This is a genomic window from Anaeromicropila populeti, assembly GCF_900112775.1.
Taxonomy (GTDB): Bacteria; Bacillota; Clostridia; order Lachnospirales; family Lachnospiraceae; genus Anaeromicropila_A; species Anaeromicropila_A populeti.
Genome location: NZ_FOYZ01000001.1, coordinates 127,960 through 152,998 on the forward strand (window position 1 = coordinate 127,960; position 25,039 = coordinate 152,998).

General features: G+C 34.1%; 23 protein-coding genes and 2 pseudogenes. 7 read left to right on the top strand and 18 right to left on the bottom strand.

Annotated features, from left to right (window positions below):
• Positions 1–20 precede the first annotated feature (20 nt).
• Together BM305_RS00600 and BM305_RS00605 are read right to left on the bottom strand one after the other, a co-directional pair.
• Positions 21–1,157: a tyramine oxidase subunit B gene (locus tag BM305_RS00600; protein ID WP_092558751.1), complete on the bottom strand. Its 1,137-nt coding sequence runs from the start codon at positions 1,155–1,157 to the stop codon at positions 21–23.
• A gap of 30 nt (positions 1,158–1,187) precedes the next feature.
• Positions 1,188–1,583: a RidA family protein gene (locus tag BM305_RS00605; RefSeq protein WP_330393381.1), complete on the bottom strand. Its 396-nt coding sequence runs from the start codon at positions 1,581–1,583 to the stop codon at positions 1,188–1,190.
• 222 nt (positions 1,584–1,805) lie between these two features.
• Between BM305_RS00605 and BM305_RS00610 the strand changes: the two genes are divergently transcribed.
• The 3 genes from BM305_RS00610 to BM305_RS00620 all read left to right on the top strand — a co-directional run bounded on the left by BM305_RS00610 (position 1,806) and on the right by BM305_RS00620 (position 4,423).
• Entirely contained in the window at positions 1,806–2,630 is an 825-nt protein-coding gene (locus tag BM305_RS00610) for a response regulator transcription factor (RefSeq protein ID WP_177214474.1), read from the top strand.
• Positions 2,631–2,763: 133 nt separating this feature from the next.
• A complete protein-coding gene (locus BM305_RS00615) occupies positions 2,764–3,534 on the top strand; it encodes an EFR1 family ferrodoxin (protein ID WP_092558754.1) in 771 nt (256 codons plus the stop codon).
• Positions 3,535–3,568: 34 nt separating this feature from the next.
• A complete protein-coding gene (locus BM305_RS00620; protein WP_092558755.1) occupies positions 3,569–4,423 on the top strand; it encodes a pyridoxamine 5'-phosphate oxidase family protein in 855 nt (284 codons plus the stop codon).
• Positions 4,424–4,473: 50 nt separating this feature from the next.
• Here BM305_RS00620 and BM305_RS00625 read toward each other — a convergent pair whose 3' ends face one another.
• A complete protein-coding gene (locus BM305_RS00625) occupies positions 4,474–6,243 on the bottom strand; it encodes an oleate hydratase (RefSeq protein WP_092558756.1) in 1,770 nt (589 codons plus the stop codon).
• A gap of 123 nt (positions 6,244–6,366) precedes the next feature.
• Positions 6,367–6,924 carry a TetR/AcrR family transcriptional regulator gene (locus BM305_RS00630; protein WP_092558757.1) on the bottom strand — a complete coding sequence of 186 codons (558 nt, stop codon included), beginning with the start codon at positions 6,922–6,924 and terminating at the stop codon, positions 6,367–6,369.
• A 234-nt stretch (positions 6,925–7,158) separates the two neighbouring features.
• Between BM305_RS00630 and BM305_RS00635 the strand changes: the two genes are divergently transcribed.
• Genes BM305_RS00635 through BM305_RS00645 form a run of 3 tightly spaced genes read left to right on the top strand, consistent with a single transcriptional unit; the run spans position 7,159 to position 9,379 of the window.
• A complete protein-coding gene (locus BM305_RS00635; RefSeq protein ID WP_092558758.1) occupies positions 7,159–7,629 on the top strand; it encodes a MarR family winged helix-turn-helix transcriptional regulator in 471 nt (156 codons plus the stop codon).
• Between the two features lie 12 nt (positions 7,630–7,641).
• Positions 7,642–8,328 carry a response regulator transcription factor gene (locus BM305_RS00640; protein WP_092558759.1) on the top strand — a complete coding sequence of 229 codons (687 nt, stop codon included), beginning with the start codon at positions 7,642–7,644 and terminating at the stop codon, positions 8,326–8,328.
• Entirely contained in the window at positions 8,312–9,379 is a 1,068-nt protein-coding gene (locus BM305_RS00645) for a sensor histidine kinase (RefSeq protein ID WP_092558760.1), read from the top strand. Before BM305_RS00640 ends, BM305_RS00645 begins: the two co-directional genes overlap by 17 nt.
• Here the strand turns inward: BM305_RS00645 and BM305_RS00650 are convergent.
• The 11 genes and pseudogenes from BM305_RS00650 to BM305_RS00700 form a co-directional block, all read right to left on the bottom strand.
• Positions 9,366–10,055 (bottom strand): response regulator transcription factor, encoded by a 690-nt coding sequence (locus tag BM305_RS00650; protein WP_092558761.1) that lies wholly within the window; start codon positions 10,053–10,055, stop codon positions 9,366–9,368. The two genes, BM305_RS00645 and BM305_RS00650, sit on opposite strands and share 14 nt — an antisense overlap.
• Positions 10,056–10,071: 16 nt before the next feature.
• On the bottom strand, positions 10,072–11,115 hold the full coding sequence (locus BM305_RS00655; protein WP_092558762.1) for a HAMP domain-containing sensor histidine kinase: 1,044 nt from the start codon (positions 11,113–11,115) through the stop codon (positions 10,072–10,074).
• 97 nt (positions 11,116–11,212) lie between these two features.
• Entirely contained in the window at positions 11,213–11,914 is a 702-nt protein-coding gene (locus tag BM305_RS00660; RefSeq protein WP_092558763.1) for a thioesterase II family protein, read from the bottom strand.
• A 49-nt stretch (positions 11,915–11,963) separates the two neighbouring features.
• Positions 11,964–13,253, bottom strand: a complete 1,290-nt coding sequence (locus BM305_RS00665; protein ID WP_092558764.1) for a U32 family peptidase — start codon at positions 13,251–13,253, stop codon at positions 11,964–11,966.
• 25 nt (positions 13,254–13,278) lie between these two features.
• Complete coding sequence (locus tag BM305_RS00670; RefSeq protein WP_092558765.1) at positions 13,279–14,436, bottom strand: LuxE/PaaK family acyltransferase; 1,158 nt, start codon at positions 14,434–14,436, stop codon at positions 13,279–13,281.
• Between the two features lie 15 nt (positions 14,437–14,451).
• Positions 14,452–17,640, bottom strand: a complete 3,189-nt coding sequence (locus BM305_RS00675; protein WP_092558766.1) for a non-ribosomal peptide synthetase — start codon at positions 17,638–17,640, stop codon at positions 14,452–14,454.
• A complete protein-coding gene (locus BM305_RS00680) occupies positions 17,641–18,624 on the bottom strand; it encodes a SagB/ThcOx family dehydrogenase (RefSeq protein WP_177214476.1) in 984 nt (327 codons plus the stop codon).
• A 261-nt stretch (positions 18,625–18,885) separates the two neighbouring features.
• On the bottom strand, positions 18,886–20,271 hold the full coding sequence (locus BM305_RS00685) for an MATE family efflux transporter (RefSeq protein ID WP_330393382.1): 1,386 nt from the start codon (positions 20,269–20,271) through the stop codon (positions 18,886–18,888).
• A 241-nt stretch (positions 20,272–20,512) separates the two neighbouring features.
• Positions 20,513–20,704, bottom strand: a complete 192-nt coding sequence (locus BM305_RS00690) for a hypothetical protein (RefSeq protein WP_092558769.1) — start codon at positions 20,702–20,704, stop codon at positions 20,513–20,515.
• Positions 20,705–20,859: 155 nt separating this feature from the next.
• Positions 20,860–21,042: a hypothetical protein gene (locus BM305_RS00695; protein WP_092558770.1), complete on the bottom strand. Its 183-nt coding sequence runs from the start codon at positions 21,040–21,042 to the stop codon at positions 20,860–20,862.
• 345 nt (positions 21,043–21,387) lie between these two features.
• A pseudogene (locus BM305_RS00700) lies at positions 21,388–21,936 on the bottom strand (transposase); the annotation flags it as partial.
• Between BM305_RS00700 and BM305_RS19920 the strand changes: the two are divergent.
• A pseudogene (locus BM305_RS19920) lies at positions 21,934–22,064 on the top strand (IS91 family transposase); the annotation flags it as partial. The pseudogenes BM305_RS00700 and BM305_RS19920 sit on opposite strands and share 3 nt — an antisense overlap.
• A gap of 344 nt (positions 22,065–22,408) precedes the next feature.
• Here BM305_RS19920 and BM305_RS00705 read toward each other — a convergent pair.
• From BM305_RS00705 to BM305_RS00715, 3 genes are all read right to left on the bottom strand, one after another.
• Positions 22,409–23,419, bottom strand: coding sequence for a GGGtGRT protein (locus BM305_RS00705; protein ID WP_092558772.1), 1,011 nt, complete (start codon positions 23,417–23,419; stop codon positions 22,409–22,411).
• 39 nt (positions 23,420–23,458) lie between these two features.
• Complete coding sequence (locus BM305_RS00710) at positions 23,459–24,151, bottom strand: iron-sulfur cluster assembly scaffold protein (RefSeq protein ID WP_092558773.1); 693 nt, start codon at positions 24,149–24,151, stop codon at positions 23,459–23,461.
• A 199-nt stretch (positions 24,152–24,350) separates the two neighbouring features.
• A complete protein-coding gene (locus tag BM305_RS00715) occupies positions 24,351–25,016 on the bottom strand; it encodes an acyltransferase (RefSeq protein ID WP_092558774.1) in 666 nt (221 codons plus the stop codon).
• Between the last annotated feature and the right edge of the window lie 23 nt (positions 25,017–25,039).

A 25,039-nucleotide genomic window follows, 5' to 3' on the forward strand; every position in this document is an offset into this window, starting at 1 on the left:
CAGCTCCTTGCGTTTTCATTTTATGCCAAATAAGGCTGGTTCCATAAATTTAATTTTACTCCGATGTTTTTCTCTATCGCATTTCGATATACAATTGTTCCCCATGCCACATCTTCAATTGGCATTCCACCTACTGAATAAATTACAATTTCATCTTTCTTTTTGTGAACTGGAATTTTACCAACCAGTACATCTCCCAAGTCATCCACCTGTTCTTTTTGCATTTTTCCTTCTGCTATCAAATCCATACAGTGAACGGCTGGAATTGGAATAGAATGATAAGCTGGAAAATCCATTTCTTCTTCCCATGCCTCGTACAGTTCAATATTATCGGCTACATTTCTTGCACGATTTAAGATGAAATCATCATCAAATCTTGCTGCTGCTGGACAACATAGGACAGCGCCTGGTTTAATCCACTCTTCCTTAATATAAGGATATTCGTTTACATCTCCTGTAGGGCTTGAGGTCGCAATGCTGACAATATCAGCATCTCTTACAGCTTCTTCCTCCGTTTCAACGATCTGGATGTCTTTTATATGGGGATATTTTTGATTTAAATATGATACAAAGCTGTCACTTGATTTTTTGCTTCTTCCCTTTACCTTTACTGTTTCAATAGAAGAACGTACTGCCATAATTGCATCGAAAGCCGTTTTATTCATTACGCCTGGTCCAATAATCCCTACTATCTTAGAAACTTCTCTGGAAAAATATTTTACGCCAACTCCAGGTACTGCACCTGTCCGATATGCACTGAGTATATTGGCTGACATGTATGCCAAAGGGGCTCCTGTATCTTTATCATTTAATGTAAGCATCAGAATAGAACGAGGAAGACCTTTTTTCTTGTTTTCCACATTGGAGCCATACCATTTCATACCTGCCATATCAAATTTTCCTCCCAGATATGCGGGCATTGCCATAAATCTTCTGTCTGGCCCATCCGTTGGCATATTAGAAAATGGTGATGCCTCTGGAAAAGTCATCATAACACCATGCGAATTTCCATTGGGTCCACCCATTCTGTAATCTCCTGCTTTCAACAATTTGAACATTTCTTCCATAGCCTCCACACACCCTGCCATGTCTGTTACACCTGCCTGAATCATATCTTCTTCACTTAAATATATAAAATCTACCTTTGGATATCCCATACTTTATTCCTCCGTTTTTTATTTTTTTCGCTAAACAAGTTCACAATTCAAAACTGCCTCTAACTCAATTTCAACATACTGTGTTGGTCGATTGAGCTTTGGTGTTTCTACCATTGTAAACAGTGGCTTTATTTCTTTGAAATATTCTGAAAATGCTTCCCCTACTTCTTTTGCAAAGGTCATATCTGTTACATATGCCTTTACCTTTATAACATCCTTGGGCTGTGCATCCGCTTGTTTTAATAATCCAATAAACTTCTCAAAAATATATTTAGCCTGTGCATAAGGTGATTCTCCATACACAGAACCATCTGGCTGTACCGCAGTTGTTCCTCCAATATAAATGTGTTCTCCCACCTTTACCATCCGGGAATAACCTACTATCTCTTCCAATGGTGCTCCTGATGAATAATTCATTCTCTTCATGCTCATACCTCCCTATAAATGAAAAAGGCCTTGTGACTTTTATTTTCACAAGACCTCTCTGCCTTTTCTATTTCTGAATTTTATATCATTTTCTTTTATTTATATTGTAAAAATCGGAACTAAAATAGAAAACAAAGTGTTTTTATATTTTCTTGATCTTATTACTTTGAAATGATAAAATACGTACAATTAACACTGTTATCTGATAAAGGAGCCGATATTATGATGACTGACAGACTGAATCCAAAACAACCTGAATTTGTACTAGTAACATCAGATTATACGAAAAAATTTGTAATGAAGCATAATATTGCTCATTTTTATCAGTTTACGGCTGAGTCCAATCGAATGAGCGTGATTCCTGATGCCTGTGTTGATATTCTATTTGTAAAACAGGATGGTAAAATGACAACTAGAATTGCAGGCACACGTCTGGAAAAGGGGGAAACAGACACCCATATAAACAGTGAAGTCTTTGGCGTGCGTTTTATGCCTGGCACCAATCCTGTAAATAAGCTGATGAAATTAAGCGAATTGGTAAATAATGAAGAAATATTTGAAGAAATGATTTCATATGAGGATCGAGAATATTTATTGGAAAGTATGTTTTTTGCCCAGTCTTTTGAGGAAAAAATCCATATTTTTTTGACATATTATCAAAAGTACTTTGATTGGCGGCTTGAAGAAAAGACAGGTCTGAAAGGTGTCCTTTTAGATGAAATTATGAAATCCAATGGAAATGTAAAGCTTACGGAATTAAGTATTTTTACTGGATATTCTGAAAGATATCTGAATAAAAAAATTCATGAGGAATTTGGTATGAACCCTAAAAATCTGATGCGGTTTATTCGCTTTCAAAAAGCAGTATCCCAGTTAACTGCTACGATTAATCAGTTTAATGGCATTGATACTGCCCTTTCATCTGGCTACTACGACCAGTCTCATTTCATTAAGGAATTTAAAAAATTATCGGGATTAACACCAACAAGTTATATTGATAATCTGTTATGTAATTCTTATGACAAAAAATTGCATGTATTATCTTAATTCCAGTACTTCCCTTGCCCTCTTAAATATCAAATAATTAATTTTTATTTAATTTCCTTTTTAATTGACTTACTTTTCCAATCGTCCTATACTATATTATAAGACACTCAGCCCCCTTAGAAAAGGAGAAGTTATGAAAAATTTGATTTTATATTTTAGCGGTACAGGTAACACAAAATACACAGCTGAACGAATTGCAGATGTACTACAAGATATGAAGGAAGATACCGAACTCCACTCAATAGAAGAAAATTTTATACCCAATCTAGACCATTTTGATCGCCTGATACTGGGCTGTCCAAAATATTATGAATATCCAGCTTTTCATTTTATTAAGTATTTGAAAAAGATGCTTCCTGTCAGCCCAAAGCCTGTACCTGTTTTTTTCTTTTGTACTCAGACCAGTCCATTAAATACAGATTTTAGAAAAATTGAAAAAATGCTAAAGAAAAAGAACTATCAACTGATTACTTCAAAAAGCTTTGTTATTGCTAATAATTTTACAGTTTTTGATTCTTTTCCAGAAACCACACCAGAAAAGAAAGCGAACAATTTATCAAATTTAGAAAAGGACTTACCACTGATACTAACTGATTTTATACAAGAAAAGCCTTCAAAGGAATCCCAATCCTTTCTTATGCATATGCTTTGTTGGCTGTCTGGCATAGTCTTTACTAGGCTGTTCGCCCTTTTTGCAGTAAAATTTTCACCTTCTAATGCCTGCACAGGCTGTGGGCTTTGTGCCAGAAAATGTCCGAAGAACAACATTTCTATGATTAACAACAAACCTGTTTTTCACAAAAAATGTACCTTTTGTATGCGATGCTTTTCTATGTGCCCTGCTCATTCCATTTTATACAAAGGGAAAGAGCGGCCTCAATATTGTGCGCCAAAAAGAAAGTAATTTAATTAAAATGATAGATATGGAGGAATAATATATGACTTTAACTCATGTTATTTACAATAACCCTGATATCCCAAAGGCACTTCTTCAAAAAGTCCTTCAGGTTTCAGGACCTTCCACTTCCCAGTTATATGATGAAAATGCACTTGATACTTTAAACAGCACACATATGATTTTCCTAATTTCGCCCAAATGTCCACCTGTAGCCCAAGAAGATGATGCTTTTCTCAATAAAATAACCCACATACTCCCAAATAAAAAAACTGCTGTCCTTGTGTTAGACAGTCAAAACTCATTATCCATAAGCTTACTTGCAAAAATAAGGAGTTTATCCAGGAAAAACCTTCTGTATTCAGATATTATTGATACTTCTACAGCTTCTGACGAGGAAACCGCTGTGAAATTGCTTTCTATGAGACGTAGTCTGCTGGACAATCAAGATATGCCTGTCAGTCTCCTAAATGACTGGCTGAAAGAAATGATCGGACATCATAATACCTGTACACTTTGTACTGGTTTTGGTACAAATATCCGCGCCACACCAATCGAGTTTACTTACCATGAGGAAGCTTTCTATTTTTTAAGTGAAGGGGGCGAAAAATTTGCCAATCTAGCTGTTAATCCAAATGTTTGTATTGCTCTCTATCAAGAGTATAGTGGTTTTGACAAGCTAGAAGGAATACAGGTTTGTGGTGCCGCAATGTTTGTAGATCTCTTTTCTGAAGAATATAATACCGTAATAACCAAACGTCAGCTAACTCCTGAACAGTTAAAAAAACTGCCTGTTACCTTACATATGATAAAAGTGCTGCCACATCGTTTTGAACTACTAAACTCACTTTTTAGAAAGAGCGGTTATGAAGCCAAACAAGTAAAAGAGCTTGAATAGTGCTATTTTAAGGGCTGCTTTTTATTAACAGCAGCCCTTAATTTCTTACCCTAAATTAGATTATATTTTGTTAGTAATTCTCCAATTACAGTACCTGATATCATTTTAAATTCTGGCCTTGTCAATAAGTTTTGAACAAGTGGGTGCTGAATATCTGCAAGCTTTTTACCATCCATCATTTTTGCCGTAGAATCCAGAAGTACACGAATATCATAGCAAGAGCCAAATACTTCTGGCACACCTCTGTCAACATTTAAAAGTGTATACACAGCTTCCATTGCTGTTCTCACTGAATATTCTGTTGTAAATACCGTATCACGTACAGTATCTGCGAATTGTCCTAAAAACGCTGCATTTACACAGCCTTCTGGAACAACCTTAGGTCTGTCTCCTTGTGTTCTAGGCATAAAAAATGCTGTTATATATGGCATCATACAAGGTACACAACGTGCTGAATTAGCTGCCAGTTCTGAAATTTCATTTTCTGGAACCCCCATGTGATACAGCCATTCTTCTGTTATTTCCTGTCCCGTACATTCCTTCATTGGCTTCTTTATATAATCGCCAGGTACATCTGTAAAAAGTCCATACACCCATACAACCAACTGATCCTTTGGCTGTTCTTTGAAGTGAGGCTGGCGATTTAATGTGTAGCTCATTAACCATTTTGAATCTTTAATGGAAATGATACCTCCCGTAACTACTTTTCCGCTAAAAGGATCACGCTTACAAATCTTTTCTATGTACTTTGGAATTTTATCATCCAACGTAGTAACCGTAGCTGATTCCCAATTTGTTTCTTCTATATTGGTACAAAATTTATCTGGATGCCCAAATGCTGGTTCTTGAACTGCAATGTTTCTCCATAGCTGCCAACACCCTCCAACAGAATTATTTGCAGCTGGAGCATGACTATGATCCCCCAGAGTAGCATTCTCTGTACAACTTCCATTTGTAATAAACACTAAATCATCCTCTGATAAATCAATCGTTTCCTCTACTTCGTTATGTGTACAAATAATTTGTTTAGCAGTCTTTTTATCCTCAGTTATATCAAAAATAACATTAGTTACAGTTGTATTGTATTGAAAATGAACATGATGACTTTCCAGATATTTTACCATTGGCTGAATTAAAGATTCATATTGATTATATTTTGTAAATTTTAAAGTAGAAAAATCTGGCAATCCTCCAATGTGATGGATAAATCTTTGTACATACAATTTCATTTCCAATGCACTATGCCAATCTTCAAATGCAAACATTGTTCTCCAGTATAACCAGAAGTTAGATGCAAAAAAGTCTTCTGTAAATACTTCATTTATTTTAATATCATACAAGTCTTCGTCTCGTGTCATGAAAAGTTTAATAATTTCCATCGAAGCTGTTTCAGAAAGTCCAAAGGTTCCATTGGTCTGTGCATCTTCGCCACGATTTTGTATTACTCTCATCAGTGAATAGTTGGGATCTTTTTTATTGAGCCAGTAATATTCATCTAAAACGGATATTCCTTCTGTTTCGATGGATGGAATAGAACGGAACAAATCCCATAAGCATTCAAAATGACTTTCCATTTCACGGCCGCCACGAATGATAAAACCCTTTTGGGAATCTTTTATCCCATCACAGGCTCCTCCTGGAAGGCTCATTTCCTCTAAAATATGAATATTTTCACCTTTCATCTGACCATCTCGAACTAGAAAACAGGCTGCTGCTAAAGAAGCAAGTCCAGAACCAACTAGATATGCTGACTTGTTATCAACTCCAGCTGGCTTCTCAGGTCGGGCAAACGCCTCATAATTTCCACTACTATAATACATAATAATTACCTCCCTTGTTAAAATTTCCTTTTTTACAGCATACTTTGTCCTGCAAAGAAATACCATAGACAAAAAAAGTAATCTGTCAAAATTTTAGACAAGTCCGTGTATTTGTATAAATCATTAATCCTTTTGAAATGCAGTAAGTGCTTTGGCAATGTCCCCTCCTATTAGAATACTTAGCCGTTCAATAATTAAATTTGGATTTTCTTTCATACCTGTACTTATCCACTCAAGCAAAAGACCAGCGAAAGCATGCTTATAAAAATTAGCAATAAAGCTTTTGTCCTCATCAGATACTACCATACCATTTGCTTTTTCTTCTACGACTCCTATTAATAAGTTATAAGTTTCATTGAATAAATAACGTTCTAAATGCTCTCTGGCAACTGAATAGTATGTACTTTTCACAAAGTTCCTGTTTAGCTGGATATACTCGAAAGTATGTAAAAAACCCTGCTGCCAGGTATCGTATGTCTTATTGCCATTTATGGCCTTTGTTGCATCATTTAAAAAAATCCATTCAATCAAGTCATATATGTCTTTGAAATGGTAGTAAAATGTCTGTCTGTTCACTTCACAGTCTTCAGCAAGATCAATTACAGTGATTTTGTCTAACGATTTTTCCGTAAGCAGTTTCTTCAATGATGTTGCAAATGCTTTCTTTGTAGTCTGTGACACTATAGATCCTCCCATCTTAAATTGCAAAGGCAGTGATTTTTATAGAATCACTAAATAAACAATATTATATTATTTTCCAAATGTCAACATTTTTAGCATTTGCAAAAGAAAAATGGTGAAAAAACTAAACTGAATGGTTTTCCTTTTCTTTAAAAAGTAAAAGGATTGACTTTTTATTTTAGCAACTATATAATAAAGAAAACTATCTATTTCTTTATACCTAAGGAGGATAACATGGAAAATAATTTTGCAATCATCGAAAAACTCAATAGTTTTTTTTATCTAATGTGCAAAAATAGTGCAAGAAGCAAAAGAGATTATAATATCGGGATTCCCTTACACCGCTCCGAAATACATACCCTTGAGTGCATTGAAAACCATAAGGAATGTAATGCAAGTACTTTATCAAAAATTCTTGGAATTACAAATGGCGCATTAAATCAAATGACAACAAAGCTAATTCAAAAAGGGCTTGTTGAACAATACCAGCATCCAGTTAATCATAAAGAAGTTTTTTACAAGTTGACTTTACTTGGAAAAACTGCCAATGAAGAACATGCAAAGCATCATGCTGCTATATATTCTAATATTATCAGCTATATAGAACAGCTAGACCCTGGGCAGCAAACTGCCATTGATGATTTTCTAGATTATATCATCACAAGTATAAGAGACGATTGCTGGATTAATGAAACCCAAATCTAAATAGGAGGAAGAATGGGAGCCTTATTAATAGTAGATGATGATGAAAATATACGAAACCTGATAAAACTAGTTTTACAAAAGCAGGGCTATAATACAATTACAGCAAATGACGGAATGGATGCACTGGATAAATTTGATGAAGAAAACATTGATTTACTGATAACCGATGTAATGATGCCGCGAATGGATGGTTGGGAATTATGTAAAGAAATACGTAACGTTAGCAATCTTCCTATTCTAATTTTAACAGTTCAGTCCGATACCGCTTATAAAATAAAAGGGTTTGAACTAGGTATTGATGATTACCTGACAAAACCATTTGAACCTGCAGAACTGTCTGTTCGTGTAAAAGCCCTTTTGAGAAGATATAAAATAAATACAAACCACATTATAACCATTGGCAATCTTACTATTGACAAAGACAAGTTTGAAATTCGGGCAAAAAACGAATGCTTTACACTGCCCTTAAAAGAATTTGAAATACTATTCCTCCTTGCCAGTTCCATTGGAAAAATATTTACACGAGAATACTTAATTGAAACAATTTGGGGCTATGATTTTGAAGGAAATGAACGAACATTAGATGTACATATAGGAAGACTTAGAGAACGGTTTCAAGGCGAAAAGTATAATATAAAAATCATAACCATACGAGGTCTTGGTTATAAATTGGAGGATTTTTATGCTGCAAAGAAATAGAAAAAAATACAAATTGCTATTGCTCTACTTATGCTGTATCCTTACTGCTTACTTGGGGTGTTATGCCCTTTTTTACTTGTTTTTTAAGCTTCCCCAATCACTTCCGGAGATTTTCTGTTACTTACTCTCTTCCATTTCAGGTTTAATAGTTGGCAGCAGTTTTTTTCTATTTCTGTTAAACAGATTTATAATCAGAAAACAGCACCACGAAAAATATCAAATAATCCATGATGCTTTAGAACAAATCTCATCTGGAAATTTTAACATTATAATAGATGAAAGCGATTACTCCAATCATAAAACAATTCGTGAACTTGTAAATAAAATTAATTCTATGGCAAAAGATCTGAGAAGTATGGAAACAATGCGATTGGATTTTGTATCAAATGTTTCCCATGAAATCCAATCTCCCCTAACATCGATAAAAGGTTTTACGGTTTTATTGAAGAACAGTGATCTGCCACTAGATGAAAGAAATTCCTATCTTACTATTATTGAAACAGAAACCAAACGTTTATCTAAATTAGCAGATAATCTTTTACGTCTGTCTGCACTTGACTCAGAAAGTCAAAAATTAAAGTTCTCTTGTTATTCTTTGGACAGGCAGATTAGAAATTGTGTTCTCATATTAGCACCACAATGGGAAAAGAAACATATTACTTTTGATTTAGACTGTCCACCAGTTATGATTTATGGAGATGAGGAGCTTCTTGATCAGGTATGGATAAATCTATTAAGTAATTCTATTAAATTTTCTCCTGAAAAGAATGGTAATATTTCCGTTTCCATAGAAGTTTGTTCCAATACTATAAGTGTCCATATAAAAGACAACGGAATAGGAATACATCCTGATAATCTCAAGTATATTTTTGAACGCTTTTATATGGAAGACAAATCACGAAAGCGTGATTTGGGGGGAAATGGATTAGGTCTTTCTATATCACAAAAGATTATATCCATACATCAGGGCACTATTCAGGTACAAAGTAAACCTACTATTGAAACTACCTTTACAGTTACATTACCACTTAAGAACCCTAGCACCCATTAAAGCGATAACCTTTTCCCCAAATTGTTTCTATGTATATTGGATTATCGGGACTTTTTTCAATTTTTTTTCGTATTTTTTGTATATATACTGCCAAAGAGGTATATTCACTGGCTATATCCCCTTTCCATATTGCATGATATAGTTCTTCCTTTGAAATAAGCAAGTTAGGATGGCTCATAAAAAAAACTAATATTTCGTATTCCCTTTTCGTAAACGGGACTTCTTTTGTATTGACATAAACTTTACCAGAAGTAAGTTCCACCTCTAATCCTTTTACAACAAGCACATTTTCACAAACAGCCTTTCCCTTAAGTCTCTTATATCGGTTTAAATGAGACTTGATTCTTGCAGTCAATTCAGCTGGACTAAATGGTTTCTGGATATAATCATCTGCCCCTAGTCCAAGACCTCTTATCTTATCAAGTTCTTCTCCCTTTGCAGATACAATAATAATTGGAATTTCAAACTTGTTCCGAATAATCTGCAAAATCTCATACCCGTCTATTTCAGGAAGCATAAGATCTAATACCATGACATCAAACCTTCCCTCCAATGCTGTATGAACCCCTTTGGTTCCATCATTCTCTATTGTTACCTGAAATCCACCTAATTCTAAATAATCCTTTTCCAATTCCGCTATATGATTATCATCTTCAATGATTAATATATGCTCCATATTATTCATCCCTTTCTTATACAACTATTGGAAGCCTGATTTTAAAACACACACCATTTCTGTTTTTTGAGGAAACCTGTATGGTTCCTCCATGCAATTCAACTAATTCCTTTGCAATGGGAAGTCCTAATCCTGAACTCATAAAATCCTTCGTTCTTTCAGGATCAATGCGGTAAAAGCGTTCAAATATTTTATCAATTTTTTCGGCTGGTATCCCTACACCATTGTCCATAAGCTGCAATTCAATATGACTGCCATCTGCATATAACTTTACTTGAATCACTAACCAATTAACATTGGAGTATTTCACAGAATTATATATAATATTCCGTATTGCTCGATATAGTTTTTTCCCATCAATTTTACATAAATAATTCATTTTTAGTTGGTTATCATAAGAAAAACCAAACCCCTGCTCTTCTATTTCTATTTTTAATTCTTCCATTAAATCATCCATATAATCAGAAATATCTATTAATTCATATTCAAATTCTAATTTTCCTGTATCTAGCTTGGTAAATAAAATCAATTCTTCTATCAGACAATTCATGTACATACTATTATTTAATATGATTTCAATATATTTTCTTGTCTTGTCAGGAGAATTAGCAATCTGATCTAAAACAGCTTCTGCATATCCTTGAATACATGCAATTGGCGTTTTTAAATCGTGAGCAATGTTTGCAACTAACATCTTTCTATTTTCCGCATACTCCGCCTTTATTTTTTTTGATTCTGACAAACAAGCTGTCATTTTGTTAAAGGAATCCATTATCATCCCAATTTCATCGGTTTCATTATGTACCAGGTGAACATTATAGTTTTCTTTCATAACTTCCTCTAAACCATACTTCAATTCGTTAAAAGGATTTACAATTTCTTTTTCTAAATAGTGCATTACAACTGCATGATAAATTTCCCTTATCAATAGTGTTACTATAATTATTACACTAAAATGAACAATTCCATTTCTTTTTAGTATAATGTGGACTAAACACATATTAAATATAAGTATTCCAAAAAAAGGAGATTTCATATAGCCTCTTTTTATTCTTTTCATACAAACCTCTTATAATAAAATAACAGACAAGTACTCATTAGCTCTATTATTAGGCCTTTTCAGTACTTGTCTTCTCTGTACATTACAATACTCTGTTTTATAACGAATGATTAATAATATTCGCAATTTCTAATTGATTGTCATGTATAAAAAAATGTCCGCCTTTTAGCATATGATATGTACACTTACTTTTTGTATACTCCGTCCAATGTTGAAGATCCTCTTCATAAACAATACGATCTTCCATACCACTTAGAATAGTAATGTCACACTGCATTCTGCTCGTATCTGGGTTATACTCATGAATATAAGTTTCTGACATCAACAAATCTGCTTTAAAAATCGGAAGATATATTTCTCTTAGATCATTATTTTCCATAATACACTTTATTGGTTCTTCCATACTGAATAATTCATCTAAGAATTCCTTTTCTGACATTTTACTGACTTTTTTTCGATATTGCAAATGAGGAACCTGTCTCCCCGAAAAAAACATATGCACTGGAATCCTGTTTTTTTCATATTCTATTTTCATGGCTAAGTCGTATGCTAAAGCTCCTCCTATACAATGCCCATAAAAGGCAAAAGCATTTTCATCCAACTGAGGTTCAATTTGCTCATACAAATATTCGATTAATTCATCTGCTGTAGTACACAATGGATCCCCAAAGTTTTGCCCTCTTCCTGGAAATTCAACAGGTACAACTACAATTTTGTCGTTTAAACTTTCCTTCCACTTGTTATAAATCATGGAAGACGCTCCTGAATACGGAATACAAAACAATTTTACTTTTTGCATTCTATCCCTCCTGACTACTCATTGGTACTTACAAATTATGTTGCATCCATTATGGTAAAATTGTTCCATCGTATAGGTCACTCATAAATTTTTCTGCTAATGCAAGCCATTCTTGTGTTTCTTCTGGATTTTTTATTTGAACAGCCTTCTCCGCCCATGCTTTACAATAACTGCATACTGTTTCATCCTCTTGATATAAATTTGGATTTAACAAATTTCCAATTCCACTGCATGCTTTCTTATTGCACTCAAAATCTCTTACAAATTTCTTCATAAACCCATCTAACTTTTTGTTGTCAATGTAAATTTCGGGAAGCTTAAAAAAGTTGAAAAAGTGGTTTGCTGGACTATCCAGGGTAGCCGCAACTTCTGACTCTGCTGCATTTTCCTTATCTTTCTTCACTTTTGCAAACTCATCCATAACTGGCCATAATAATATATCTAAAAGATTTCCTTCATAACTTCGAGATAAATATGCCTTTACAACTCTAACAAGAAATTCTGTCGTTTTTGTACGCTCTACCAATTTAATTGACAAGTTGTAATTTCCTGTCTTTTCACAAAGTTCTTCATAATATTTTACATCCTCGGGTCTTATCCACTCTGATGCTATTAAGTTAGCTGGGTTTTGAATTTTACCCATTGTACAAGTTGTAAGATTGCTATCCATATAAAATTTGCTTACTCCTTCAGACTTTCTGCTTGCATGAGACTGGCCAGTAGCATGATTAATTCGATAAGGGCAAGCATGAAGACAGCAATTATTACCCAAAACCCGCAGCCCTACCTTTGAATTTTTCGTATATTTCAACATATCTTCTAACAATTTAAAATTTCTTGTTACAAACATCTGTAATGTAATTTCATCAGCACCTAATTCTTCCCAATATCGAATATGCTGTATTTCAGATACACAAGCATGTATTCCAACTGAAATTTTCAAACTTGGAAACTGCTTTTTGATTATTTTACACAAATAAGGAGAATTAATTGTAACCCAGTCTACCCCTGAATCTACCAATACTTGAAGAAAATCTACAACCTCTTTATGCCCTTCCTGAGTTAGTTCTTTGTTTGCTGTGCACATAGGATTTAGTAAATAATTAAATTCAACACCTATATCGTGACAAGCTTTTGCATAATTTTTGATGTCTTCCATGGATTTATCCAGAATCATACCAGATGATCTTCCACCCCCAATAATGTCTGTCTTTAATTTTCCAAATACTACTTTAATCGACTTATCCTTATCTAGTTTCGCGATTTCATCCAATAGCTTTACATCTAAGTTCGTTGCTAATGAGTATTTCATCTTATAATTTTCGTTTGCCTGACTCATAATTTTCCTCCGCTTTTATATTTTTTTATTCATTGGTATACATGTTTTTGCTACTATCTTTTCCACTCATATATCTTTCTAATGTCAGTGCACAATTTTTTAAATCTGATTTAGGAGTTCTTCCCAAAATCTCCAGTGTGTCACTTGTTCTTCCACATGAACATTTTACATTTTTTTTGATAATCCCAAGATCCTCTGTCAAGATAAATGTAGGATACGAATAGGCAGCTGGATCTAAAATCGCTACAACTCCTTCTTTTCCTTCCTCAACCTCTTTAGTTGGATCATTTAAGTCACGAATCGACAGATGATAAGTTGGAGGAATATGCTTTATATTATTTTCACATTCAAAAATAATCGGATTGCATTCTGCCAATCCATAAAAATCACGGATATCACACTTGTCCACTCCTAAATATTCCTTACATTTTTTGTAAAGTTCCTCACGCGGAATTTGTTCTCCTGTATGATGCTTCCAACCTCCCACTGAAATAATTTTAGTGCCTTTATCTAACTGTAGTCGAATATCCTTTTCTTGCAGATAATTTAAAAAAGTATTTACCATAAATGGTGGGCCTAAAATAAATCTTTCCAGGCTACCTTCCCATTCTCTTAAACAATTTAGTACCTTATCACAATTTAACTCCATATTTTCTACACAAAACTCCTGCTTATGAAGTGCAAATCCAAACAGAGTGAATCCCTTAATCATTCCCATATCTTGTACTTCCGCAGGGGAAGGTATTAAATAAACACCACCTCTTTTTACCTCTAATCCTTTATTGCGAAATAAAAATTCCCGATATGTCATTATTGCCGCGAGCTGCTGTATCGTATAGGTGTCCGAGTCTCTTCTGGCAACACTTGATTTTCCTGATGTACCAGAACTTCTCATTTCATTTTCCACTTTGTCTAATGAAACCGACAATAAATACTTACTTTCTTCTTCAGGCTGTTTAAAAGTTCTAATAGGTATTAGTGGGATTTTATTTAAATCTTCAAATGTAACAATATCATCTAACGTAATGCCGGAAGCCTCACACAAATTCCGATAATACTCATTTCTAGTATAATGATACTGAAAACTTTCCTTTATTAATTCTACTTTCGCTTTTTCTTGAACACTTATATCTTCGTAGAAAAGATACGTTCCCGCTATAATTTTACCTACTCTATCGTACATGTTCTTCCTCCATTCTTATCCAATTAGTGCTTTCAAATCAACTGCTTCTTTAAACCTAATATGTCTGCTTAATGCTTCAACTGTTTTGTACTCATAAATACTATTAAAGTTTACTACAAAATAATGATTCATTTTTGCGTAAATCATCATTGCATTTAAAGAATCCCCTCCCATTTCAAAAAAGTCATCACATATACCCAATTCTGGCATTTTAAGAACTTCTCTCCAAATTTGAAGAATACATTTTTCCGTCTCATTCCGTCCTTCAAGACATTTATGTACTGTTGTTTTTATATTAATTTCAGGCAGTGCCTTTTTATTTACTTTACCATTTGCTGTCAATGGGATACTTTCTATATTTACAAAATGTGATGGTATCATATAATCCGGAAGATACTGTTCCAATAATTTTGTCATTTCATCGGTTTCTATTTTTTCTTCACTTACGATATATGCACATAAATGCTTTTTATTATTGGCGTCTGTTCGATCCACCACAATTGTATTAGCAATCCGAGTATCTCGTAAGATATTTTTTTCTATCTCCCCTAACTCAATTCGATGACCTCTTATTTTAACCTGCTGATCCTTTCTTCCTAAAAATTCAATAGTGCCATTTCTATGCAGCTTTCCATAGTCACCAGTTTTATACAGCCTTCCCAATTCTGTATGCTGCACAAAAGCATTTTTTGTTTTTTCAGAATCATTCAAATATTCCAATGCAACACCTTTTCCTCCGATATACAATTCTCCTTGAACGCCTACTGGACATAGCTGCTGTTTGTAATCCAACACATAAAATGTCTGATTTGCCAAAGGCATCCCATATGGAATACTTCTCCACTCACTTTCAACCTTATGAATTGGATAATAGATAGACCAAATTGCAGCTTCTGTTGCACCTCCAAGGCTTATCACTTCAGTAGATATAAATTTTTCCTGAATTTTTTCTGGCAAATTTAATGGTATCCAGTCTCCGCTTAACAATACAAGTCTTAGTGTATCATTATAATCCAAGTTCACCATGACATTCTTACTATTCATATTCTGAATATAATCTCCTGCCTCATCTTCCTGGCAAGATTTCATATGAGTAATAAGCATATCCATAATTACTGGAACAGAATTCCATATTGTAATGTTATATTCCTCTAATATGTTCTTAATACTCGAAACATCCTTTTGATCTGGAACCATTACCAGGGCTGCCCCCACTGAAAGAGCTCCAAAAATATCATACACCGATAAGTCAAAACACATGGAAGACAATCCAATGATTCGATCTGTTTCATTTACCTGAAACCTTTCATTTATATCCATAATCGTATTAGCAGCTGCACTATGTGAAATTACTACACCCTTAGGCTTACCCGTGCTTCCTGATGTATAAATAGCATATGCTACATCTTCAAGAGTAGACTTATCCTCTAATGGCTCTGTACTATACCCATTGATATTTAAATTTTCATAGCTGTTATAATCCAGGCATACTTGGCTGCCTGCATCCTCTAATATGTAGTTTCTCCGCTCTAAAGGTTGACTTGGTTCAATAGGAATATAAGCTGCTCCCGCTTTTAAAACCCCCATAATGTTAACAATGGTTTCGATTCTTCTTGTAGCAATAATTCCAACATAATTTTTTTGGGCAATTCCTTGTTCACGTAAATAATTGGCAACTTGATTGGATTTCTGGTCGAGGTCTTTGTATGTCAGCTGCTCATTTTCACATATTACAGCTATATGATCGGGGAAAACTAATGCTTGTTTCTGAAATAAACTATGTAAGGTACCTATTTGTATCTCTTTTGCTGTACTATTATACATTTGTACCAACTCTTGATCCTCTTTGCTTATCGATAATGTAACGTTTTCTTCCACTACTACTTGGTTCAGCAGTTGAATATACTGGTCAAATAACCTATGAATATACTCTTCTTCAAACAACTGTTCCACATAATCCCATACAATTCTTACGCAATCACCTTCTCTGGAAATCTGATTGTCCAAATACACTTGGGACGTTTGAGTTATATTGAATTTCACTTCACCTAGTCTAGACCACTTCAGCAGATGATCTCCAAACATCATACTGGTTAATACAATTGGCATAACGGCCCTTTTTTCTAAGCCATGAGCCTTAGAAAATTCTCTTACAAAATCTCCTCCATCATAATAATTATGTTCTTGACATTCTTTCAACGTATTCTGCACTTGTTTTGCTATATCCCAAAAGTAATCTCCCTGCTGTAAGTCAATATCGATGGGAGCAATGGAAGTGAAATCGCCTACCATGTTCTTCACACTATCATGAAATGGGTATCGATTTGCTATTGTCAAATTTATAGCAAGTTTAGGCTGATTGCTCCAAAATGCTAACAGCTTTGCATAAGCTGTACAAAATACAACGGTTGGTCTTACATCATGTTCCTTGCACTTTTCTTTTATCTTATTCCAGTAATCCTTTTCCATTACCTTGCTTATCCTGTTAAAATGCGGTTTCTTTACATCACTAAGGTTTTGCTTTACAGGAAGAACTGGTGCTAGTGGAAAGTCATCAACCTTACTCATCCAGTAATCCTTATCGTTTTGATACTGGACTGTATTCTTTAATTCCTCACAATCATTTCTAAAATTTTGAAAAGTATATTCGCTACTAAAGTCTTCTATTGAGTCATCGTCACAATCACAAAAATATCTCAATTCCTCTGCCATTAGATTTACGCTGGTTGCATCTGCAATTAATAAATCTAACCCTATAAACAAATAATTTTTCTGTTCTGAAACCTTAAACCCTTTCACTTCAAACAATGGCCAGGTTTTCGTATCAAATATATGATGAGACATTCTTTCCCGTTCTCTTAAAATATTCTTTTCCTGTTCCAAGCTACTGAGTAGTGTTAAATCTTCCACTTCCATTTCATAATATGGTACTTGCTTCAAAATTTGCTGTTTCCCATTTTCCAAAATTACGCTTCTTACTGTTGGATGTTTTTGAACGAAAAGATTGATTGCCCTGTTAAATTTTTCAAGATTCACTTCACTCTCCAGTTCAATGTAATAATGAGCTGATGTTCCTCCCAGTTCAAACTTTTTTTCTCTCCCCATCAAGTAAGCAAGCTGTACATTGCTCAGCTCAAAAGCTTGTTCTTCTGTCTCTTTCTTTAAGCTGTCATTCATATTTTTTTGCACTCCTTTCCTCTTCATTTATGAGTTCATACATTTGAGTCCAGCTTCTATTGTATGTAAATAAATATGGCTTCTGTGTAAATTAAAATTACTTCTCACTAAATTAAAATCCATTTCTCCAATAGAACACATTCCTATTCCCACCGTTTCAGCTGCATAATTTAATGCCGAAACAATAATTCCTGTATCCAGACATGCATAAAAATAAGCATTTCCTTTATACTTAGGCATACTAACATCTGCATCATAAAACATGTAAATGGAAAATGCAGATGATTCAAATATATCTTTGTTAAAAAATAAATGTGCCTTAGATTCTATATATGCCTTTGGATTAACCAAATATAAGCTGTTTTCTGATGGACAATAGTAATAAACTCCTTTTTCTAAATTTTCTACCCTGTCTTCTTTTACATACAAAAAAATATCAATGGGATATAACCCGCCAGCACTTGCATAATAATTTCTTATTTTGTCCTTTTCTTTAATTTGCCGTAGTATTGTTAATACTTTTGACAGAGAAAGAAAAGGTATCTTGTTGTTTTCATCAAACTTCCTGACAGAACGCCGTTCTGTTATCGTCTTGTCATACTCAAAGTCACATGACAAATCAACTCTTTCTGCATCCTCTACTTGTAACTTTCGATTCAACTTTTCCTTTTTAAATGCGCTAATGGCTCCCATATCAAATAACAACTTATCATCATATTCGTTCTTATACATTCGTCCTTGGGTATAAAATAATTCCTGTGGATTCAATAATCTGTTTATAAGAATATTCTTCTTTATTAAATCAAGAATAAACAATTTAAGTTTCTTAGGATTTACTTGGGGAAATTCATCAATTATTTTTGCAATTGTTATTCCTTCCTGTGTCAAAAAATATAATTTTGGAAACAGGGACGGAACAAAATCTCCATACAAAAACATCTCGATTTGTATATTACTTTGTACTGATTTCCAAAATATAGACGGTGACCAGTAATACATATCCTCGCTCAACATCTGACCTCCTGTTTATTAAATCGTTATTAATTTTTCATAATTTTACATAATATTATTAAATTTTATTCATATTTATAAAAAATTATTAATAATTACATTTTGATTATATTATTTGACACGTACATTGTCAACGTTTTTTTAGTAGCTAAAACATTTTTTTATAGTTACTAAATATTCTTAATATTTTCTTTACATCAAATTAATAAAAGAAGGTTCTAAGTATAAACAACTACTTAGAACCTTCTTTTATTTTATTCTTTATTCTGGCAATTTTGTCTGAAGTATTTCTGCTTTATTTTCAAAAAATTGTTTTTTATAAAATAATCCGAAACAAATTACGGTAACAAGTGTTGAAATAATATCTGTAATCGGCTCTGCCCATAAAACGCCAGCTAACTTATCCTGAGCAAAAATTGGAATGATAAAGATTAATGGAATAAGCAAAACTATTTTACGTAGTAAAACCAATGACAAGGATAACTTTGATTTTCCTAAAGCCAGAAGCGTCTGCTGGCAAGCAATCTGCGCACCAAATACGAAAATGCCAACAAAATAAATGCGGATGCACCAGGCTGCCGTTTCTACCAGATGTGGCTCAGAGTTAAATATTTTCACCCACTGTTCTGGAAAAGCAATCAATAATGCAACAATAATGCAGGTATAACTTAAACAGCAAATAAACAGCATTTTAAAAGTTTCTTTAACCCTGGCAACATTTTTAGCTCCATAGTTAAATCCAAGAATAGGCTGTGCTCCTTGAGCGAGACCCAAAAGGGGCAATACAATGATTTGAGTCAAACTGCTCATAATGGTCATTGCTCCAACTGCAATATCTCCCCCATGTTTTAATAACTGGCTGTTTAGTGAAATCAAAATCAAGCTTTCTGACCCATGCATAATGAAAGGGGCTAAACCTAAACCCATCACAGGAAGAATTATTTTCCTTGATAAAATCATATTTTTTCTTTTTATTCTTAAAATACTTTTCTTTCCCAACAAAAATTTTAATACCCATACTGCCGAACAAAATTGTGCAATAATGCTTGCCAGTGCAGCCCCCTTTACACCCATACCAAACCCAAAGATCAATATAGGATCCAATATCAAGTTTATACCTGCTCCAATGGAAATAGAAATCATTCCTATTTTTGCAAACCCCTGTGTCGTTATAAATGGATTCATTCCTAAGGATAACTGAACAAATAATGTTCCTAATAAATATACAGATAAGTAATCAACTGCATATTGAATGGTTGCATTGCTTGCACCAAAAAGCCATAAAAGTGGTCTTTTCAATACCATAAAAATAATTGTAAGTACAACTCCCTGAAGAATCAACATAAACAAGCTGTTTCCCACAATTTTCTCTGCTGTTTTCTGATTCTTTTCACCCATCTTTATAGCTACTAACGGTGCTCCACCATTACCAATCAAAAGACTAAATGCTGAAATCAGCATAATAATCGGCATAGATATTCCTATTCCAGCAATTGCAATATCCCCTCCTGGCAACTTTCCAATAAATACACGATCCACCACATTATATAATAAGTTTACCAACTGTGCTACAATGGAAGGCAGCGCCAACTTCAACAGCAGCTTTCTAACACTTCCACTTCCTAAATCTGTTCTTTGTCTGTTCACTATAACAACCTCCATATTTATTCTTTTGTTATAATATAACAGAACTATTTAAACTGAATTTAAATAAATACAAACACTTTAAATCTATTAAATTTGCTGCATTATTGAACATTTACCTATCATTTATGGAAACTATTTGTGATAGCAGCTTCTTCAATAGAGACTGTGAAGGTCGGAAATACGGTGCTTTCAAGGAAGTTGTGTATTACGGGTGTATTACACATATAAATTTATGCAAACTCTATTCTTCTAAATCCAATGGCAAATACATCTGAATGCACTCCAGATCATTTTTTTCTATTGCAAAGTTTATATCTGATTCCAGTTCTTCAAATTCATATCTCCGATACAACTTAAGTCCTTCCTTAGTAGAATTCAATGTAATAAACTCAAACCCTACAAAATTATCTCTTATGTATTCAATTTGATTCAACCAAATATATGTTTTTCCTATGCTTTTATCTAATGCATTTTCTATTTGGAAAAAAATGATCTAAATATTTATTTCCTGAATTAAAATTTAATGCCAGTTTCCCATAACTGGCATTAAATTTTTTTATATTTACTTTGACTCCCATATAAATTTCTTTAGCTCTCCTCAATCTTATGAACTTCAATAGTGCAACTAGTATCAGAAGGATTGGCATTAACGGTAAAGCTATGATTATTAAAAAACTGCCGCCGTGCTTTAAATTCTTCCGACATTTTTTTATGCGTTACCACTTTCCCTCTTGAAACAAACGCTTTATTTGTCATACAGGCATAATTCATATGCACTCCTCCTTCTAATATTTATTATATCCAAATAAAAATAATATTTACCCTATATTTTTAATATACTATGAAAACTATAGGGTGTCAATGGTATTGCCATTTGCTAATTTACTTTTTTACGACTAACAATGCCTTTCTTTCCTGAATAAACGGAATATTAAATTTTCAGGAACAGCAAATATTTTTTTAATTTTATTTGATACATTAATATTTAACCTGAATTATTCATAGTGCTATAAAAAATTAATCTACGCACCAACTTTATATTTGAAGCTCAATTATGGTGGAAATTATTAATACTGTACCTAAAAAAGGGTAAAAAATTCCTGTGATAATCAAAATCACCATTTTAGCAGCGATTTTCAATAACTTCAAACGGACCGTATCTATCTGAAACTTTCTCATAGACTTAGGAAGTACGAGACGACGAAACCAGTTGAAAATGTTATAAACCAATACCGAAATCTGCATTCTGTTAGAATTAATAGCCATGCTGCGACTAGACATAGTACCCATATCAAACCCGTTTTTGGATTCCTTGATGAAGTTTTCCATCCTACCACGATTACAGTAAAACAGGATGATTTCTGATGGTTTCATGTCCATGTTTGTTACAATAAAGGTATGCATATATACAAGCTGTCCAGCTGGTTTTTCAACCTTTACGACAATTCTTCTTGTTTGTCCCCAGCTTAACGCAGCATAACGAAACTCTCCATAGACAACGGCATAATCTACCTTGTTGTCAGCAGTTATCTCATCAAGTTCTCTTTCAAGAGATTCTGACAGTTTTGCAAGAGTATCATTTGCTTTTAGACGTATTGCATAGGAAGTACCATTGGTTTCAAGCAGTTCAAATAAATCTGGATCTGCAAATCCATTTGAAGCTCTATCCTTCTATCCTTTGACATGACCATTTAAAATGTCCAGAGTGTGGTGCTTCTATGTTGGTTCTAGAAGTTTACTACAAAAAGACTGCACTATTTGAACAATATAGAAAGGTTATGGTATATGGATAATTCCAATCTCTATCAATTCTTCCTCTTACGGCAGATAGTGCAGTTGAACCAAAACAAAAAACTTCATAGACAACGTTATGACGAAGTCTCACCTTCGCTCTTTTGACATGTCATTTTTATTTCTACTCCATTATACACTATTTTTTGATTTTGAGGAATTTCCTATAAAGGCAAAAAAGAGCCTTGACAACACTTCTGCCAGAGACTCTCTTTCGTAATTTTTTTGTGTATTACCTCTGTGTATTACCTGTGTATTACGGCTAAAAAACCATGCCATCCTACACAAACACACACATTCTAAAACCATTGATTTTACTGCACTTATTGGATTTTACCAATCGTTTTTAGAAACGATTTTCCTTAGCAGCTTCTTCAATACTAACTGCAACAGCAACAGTAGCACCAACCATAGGGTTATTGCCCATACCGATTAAGCCCATCATTTCTACGTGAGCAGGAACAGAAGAAGAACCAGCAAACTGAGCATCTGAATGCATACGTCCCATAGTATCAGTCATACCATAAGAAGCAGGACCTGCTGCCATATTATCTGGGTGAAGAGTTCTACCAGTACCACCGCCAGAAGCAACTGAAAAATACTTCTTGCCTTGTTCCATACATTCCTTTTTATAAGTACCAGCAACTGGATGTTGGAATCTAGTTGGATTTGTAGAGTTACCAGTAATAGAAACGTCTACGCCTTCCTTATGCATAATTGCAACACCTTCTGTTACATCATTCGCTCCATAACAGTTTACCTTTGCTCTTAATCCCTCAGAATATGCTTTACGGAAAACTTCTTTTACTTCACCTGTATAATAATCCATTTGTGTTTCAATATATGTGAACCCATTGATTCTCGCAATAATTTGTGCAGCATCCTTACCAAGACCGTTCAAAATAACGCGAAGTGGGTCCTTACGAACCTTGTTTGCTTTTTCAGCAATACCAATAGCACCCTCAGCAGCAGCAAAAGATTCATGACCAGCCAGGAAAGCAAAACATTTTGTTTCTTCCTCTAATAACATTTTTCCTAAGTTACCATGACCAAGGCCAACTTTTCTCTGGTCAGCAACAGACCCTGGAATACAAAAAGCCTGAAGACCTTCACCAATTGCTGCAGCAGCATCAGCAGCTCTTGTACAACCCTTTTTAATTGCAATAGCAGCACCTACAGTGTAAGCCCAGCAAGCATTTTCAAAACAAATTGGCTGGATAACCTTTACCTGATTGTAAACATCTAAGCCAGCATCCTTTGTAATCTTTTCTGCTTCTTCAATAGAAGCAATTCCATAGCTATTAAGTACAGAATTAATTTTATCTATTCTTCTTTCATATGATTCAAATAAAGCCATTTTAAAAATCCTCCTTAATCTTTTCAAGAATAAACTGAATTATTCGTGTCTTGGATCAACAATTTTCACTGCATCAGCAACACGGCCATATTGACCTTTTGATTTTTCCAATGCAGTATTTGCATCATCACCTGCTTTGATGAAATCCATCATTTTTCCAAAATTAACAAATTGGTAACCAATAATTTCATTGTCTTCATTTAATGCAATACCTGTTACATAACCTTCAGTCATTTCAAGATAACGAGGACCTTTCTTTAATGTACCATACATTGTACCAACCTGAGATCTAAGACCTTTTCCAAGATCTTCAAGACCAGCACCAATTGGAAGACCATCTTCTGAAAACGCAGATTGTGTTCTACCATAAACAATCTGTAAAAACAACTCTCTCATAGCTGTGTTAATCGCATCACAAACTAAGTCTGTGTTAAGAGCTTCTAAAATTGTTCTTCCTGGTAAAATTTCAGATGCCATTGCAGCGGAATGAGTCATACCAGAACAGCCTAACGTTTCAACCAATGCTTCTTGAATCACACCATCCTTAACATTAAGGGTAAGTTTGCAGGCACCTTGTTGTGGTGCACACCAGCCTACACCGTGTGTTAATCCAGAAATATCTTTAATCTCCTTTGCCTGTACCCATTTTGCTTCTTCTGGGATTGGAGCAGCTCCGTGGTTAACACCTTGTGCGATAGGGCACATTTTTTCTACTTCATGTGAATAAATCATAATGAGACTCCTTTCAAAAATACGTACTGTGCAACGCTCTCTATACGCATTGCTTTTTATAATCTGCATAAATGCCTATATATTGTGTGTTATGTCCTATTGTCCTAAATGAATTGACCTGACTTCACACTCGGAACTATTTTCTCATAAAATGACAAAATAGTCTATACTAAATTGAATTTTTTTATCATCTTTTTATTTATTTTTTTTCGCAAACTTCTCCAATTTTCTTATAAATGCTACATTCTGGTACATATCCTCTAACTGAGGACAGCGGATAAATGGTACTATTTTTACCAATAATGGTTCCTGGATTTAAAACACTATTACATCCCACTTCAACGTGATCACCTAATACAGCGCCCATTTTTTTCAAACGTGTTTCTATTTTATATTCTTGAAAACGCACTGTAACTGGTGATTTATCTGATTTGACATTAGATGTAATAGAACCAGCTCCCATATGTGATTTGTATCCTAAAATGGAATCACCTATATAATTATAATGTGGAACTTGTACCCCATCAAATAAAATAGTGTTTTTCAGCTCTGTTGAATTTCCCACAACTGCACCATTTCCTACAATAACACTACCGCGTATAAAAGCGCAATGGCGAATATCAGCATTTTTTCCAATAATCGCTGGTCCCGTAATAGATGCTGTTTTAGAAATAGTTGCAGACTTGGCAACCCAAATATTCTCACCTATTAACTCATATTCATCATAATGCAGAGTTCCTCCCAATGCCAAAATAAAATTCTTTATCTTAGGTATCACTTCCCAAGGGTACGTAGTATCTTCAAAAATCCTCGCAGCAATTGTGTGTTCCATCGAAAATAAGTTATAATTTCTTAATTCTTCCATATCTTACAACTCCCTTCACGCAT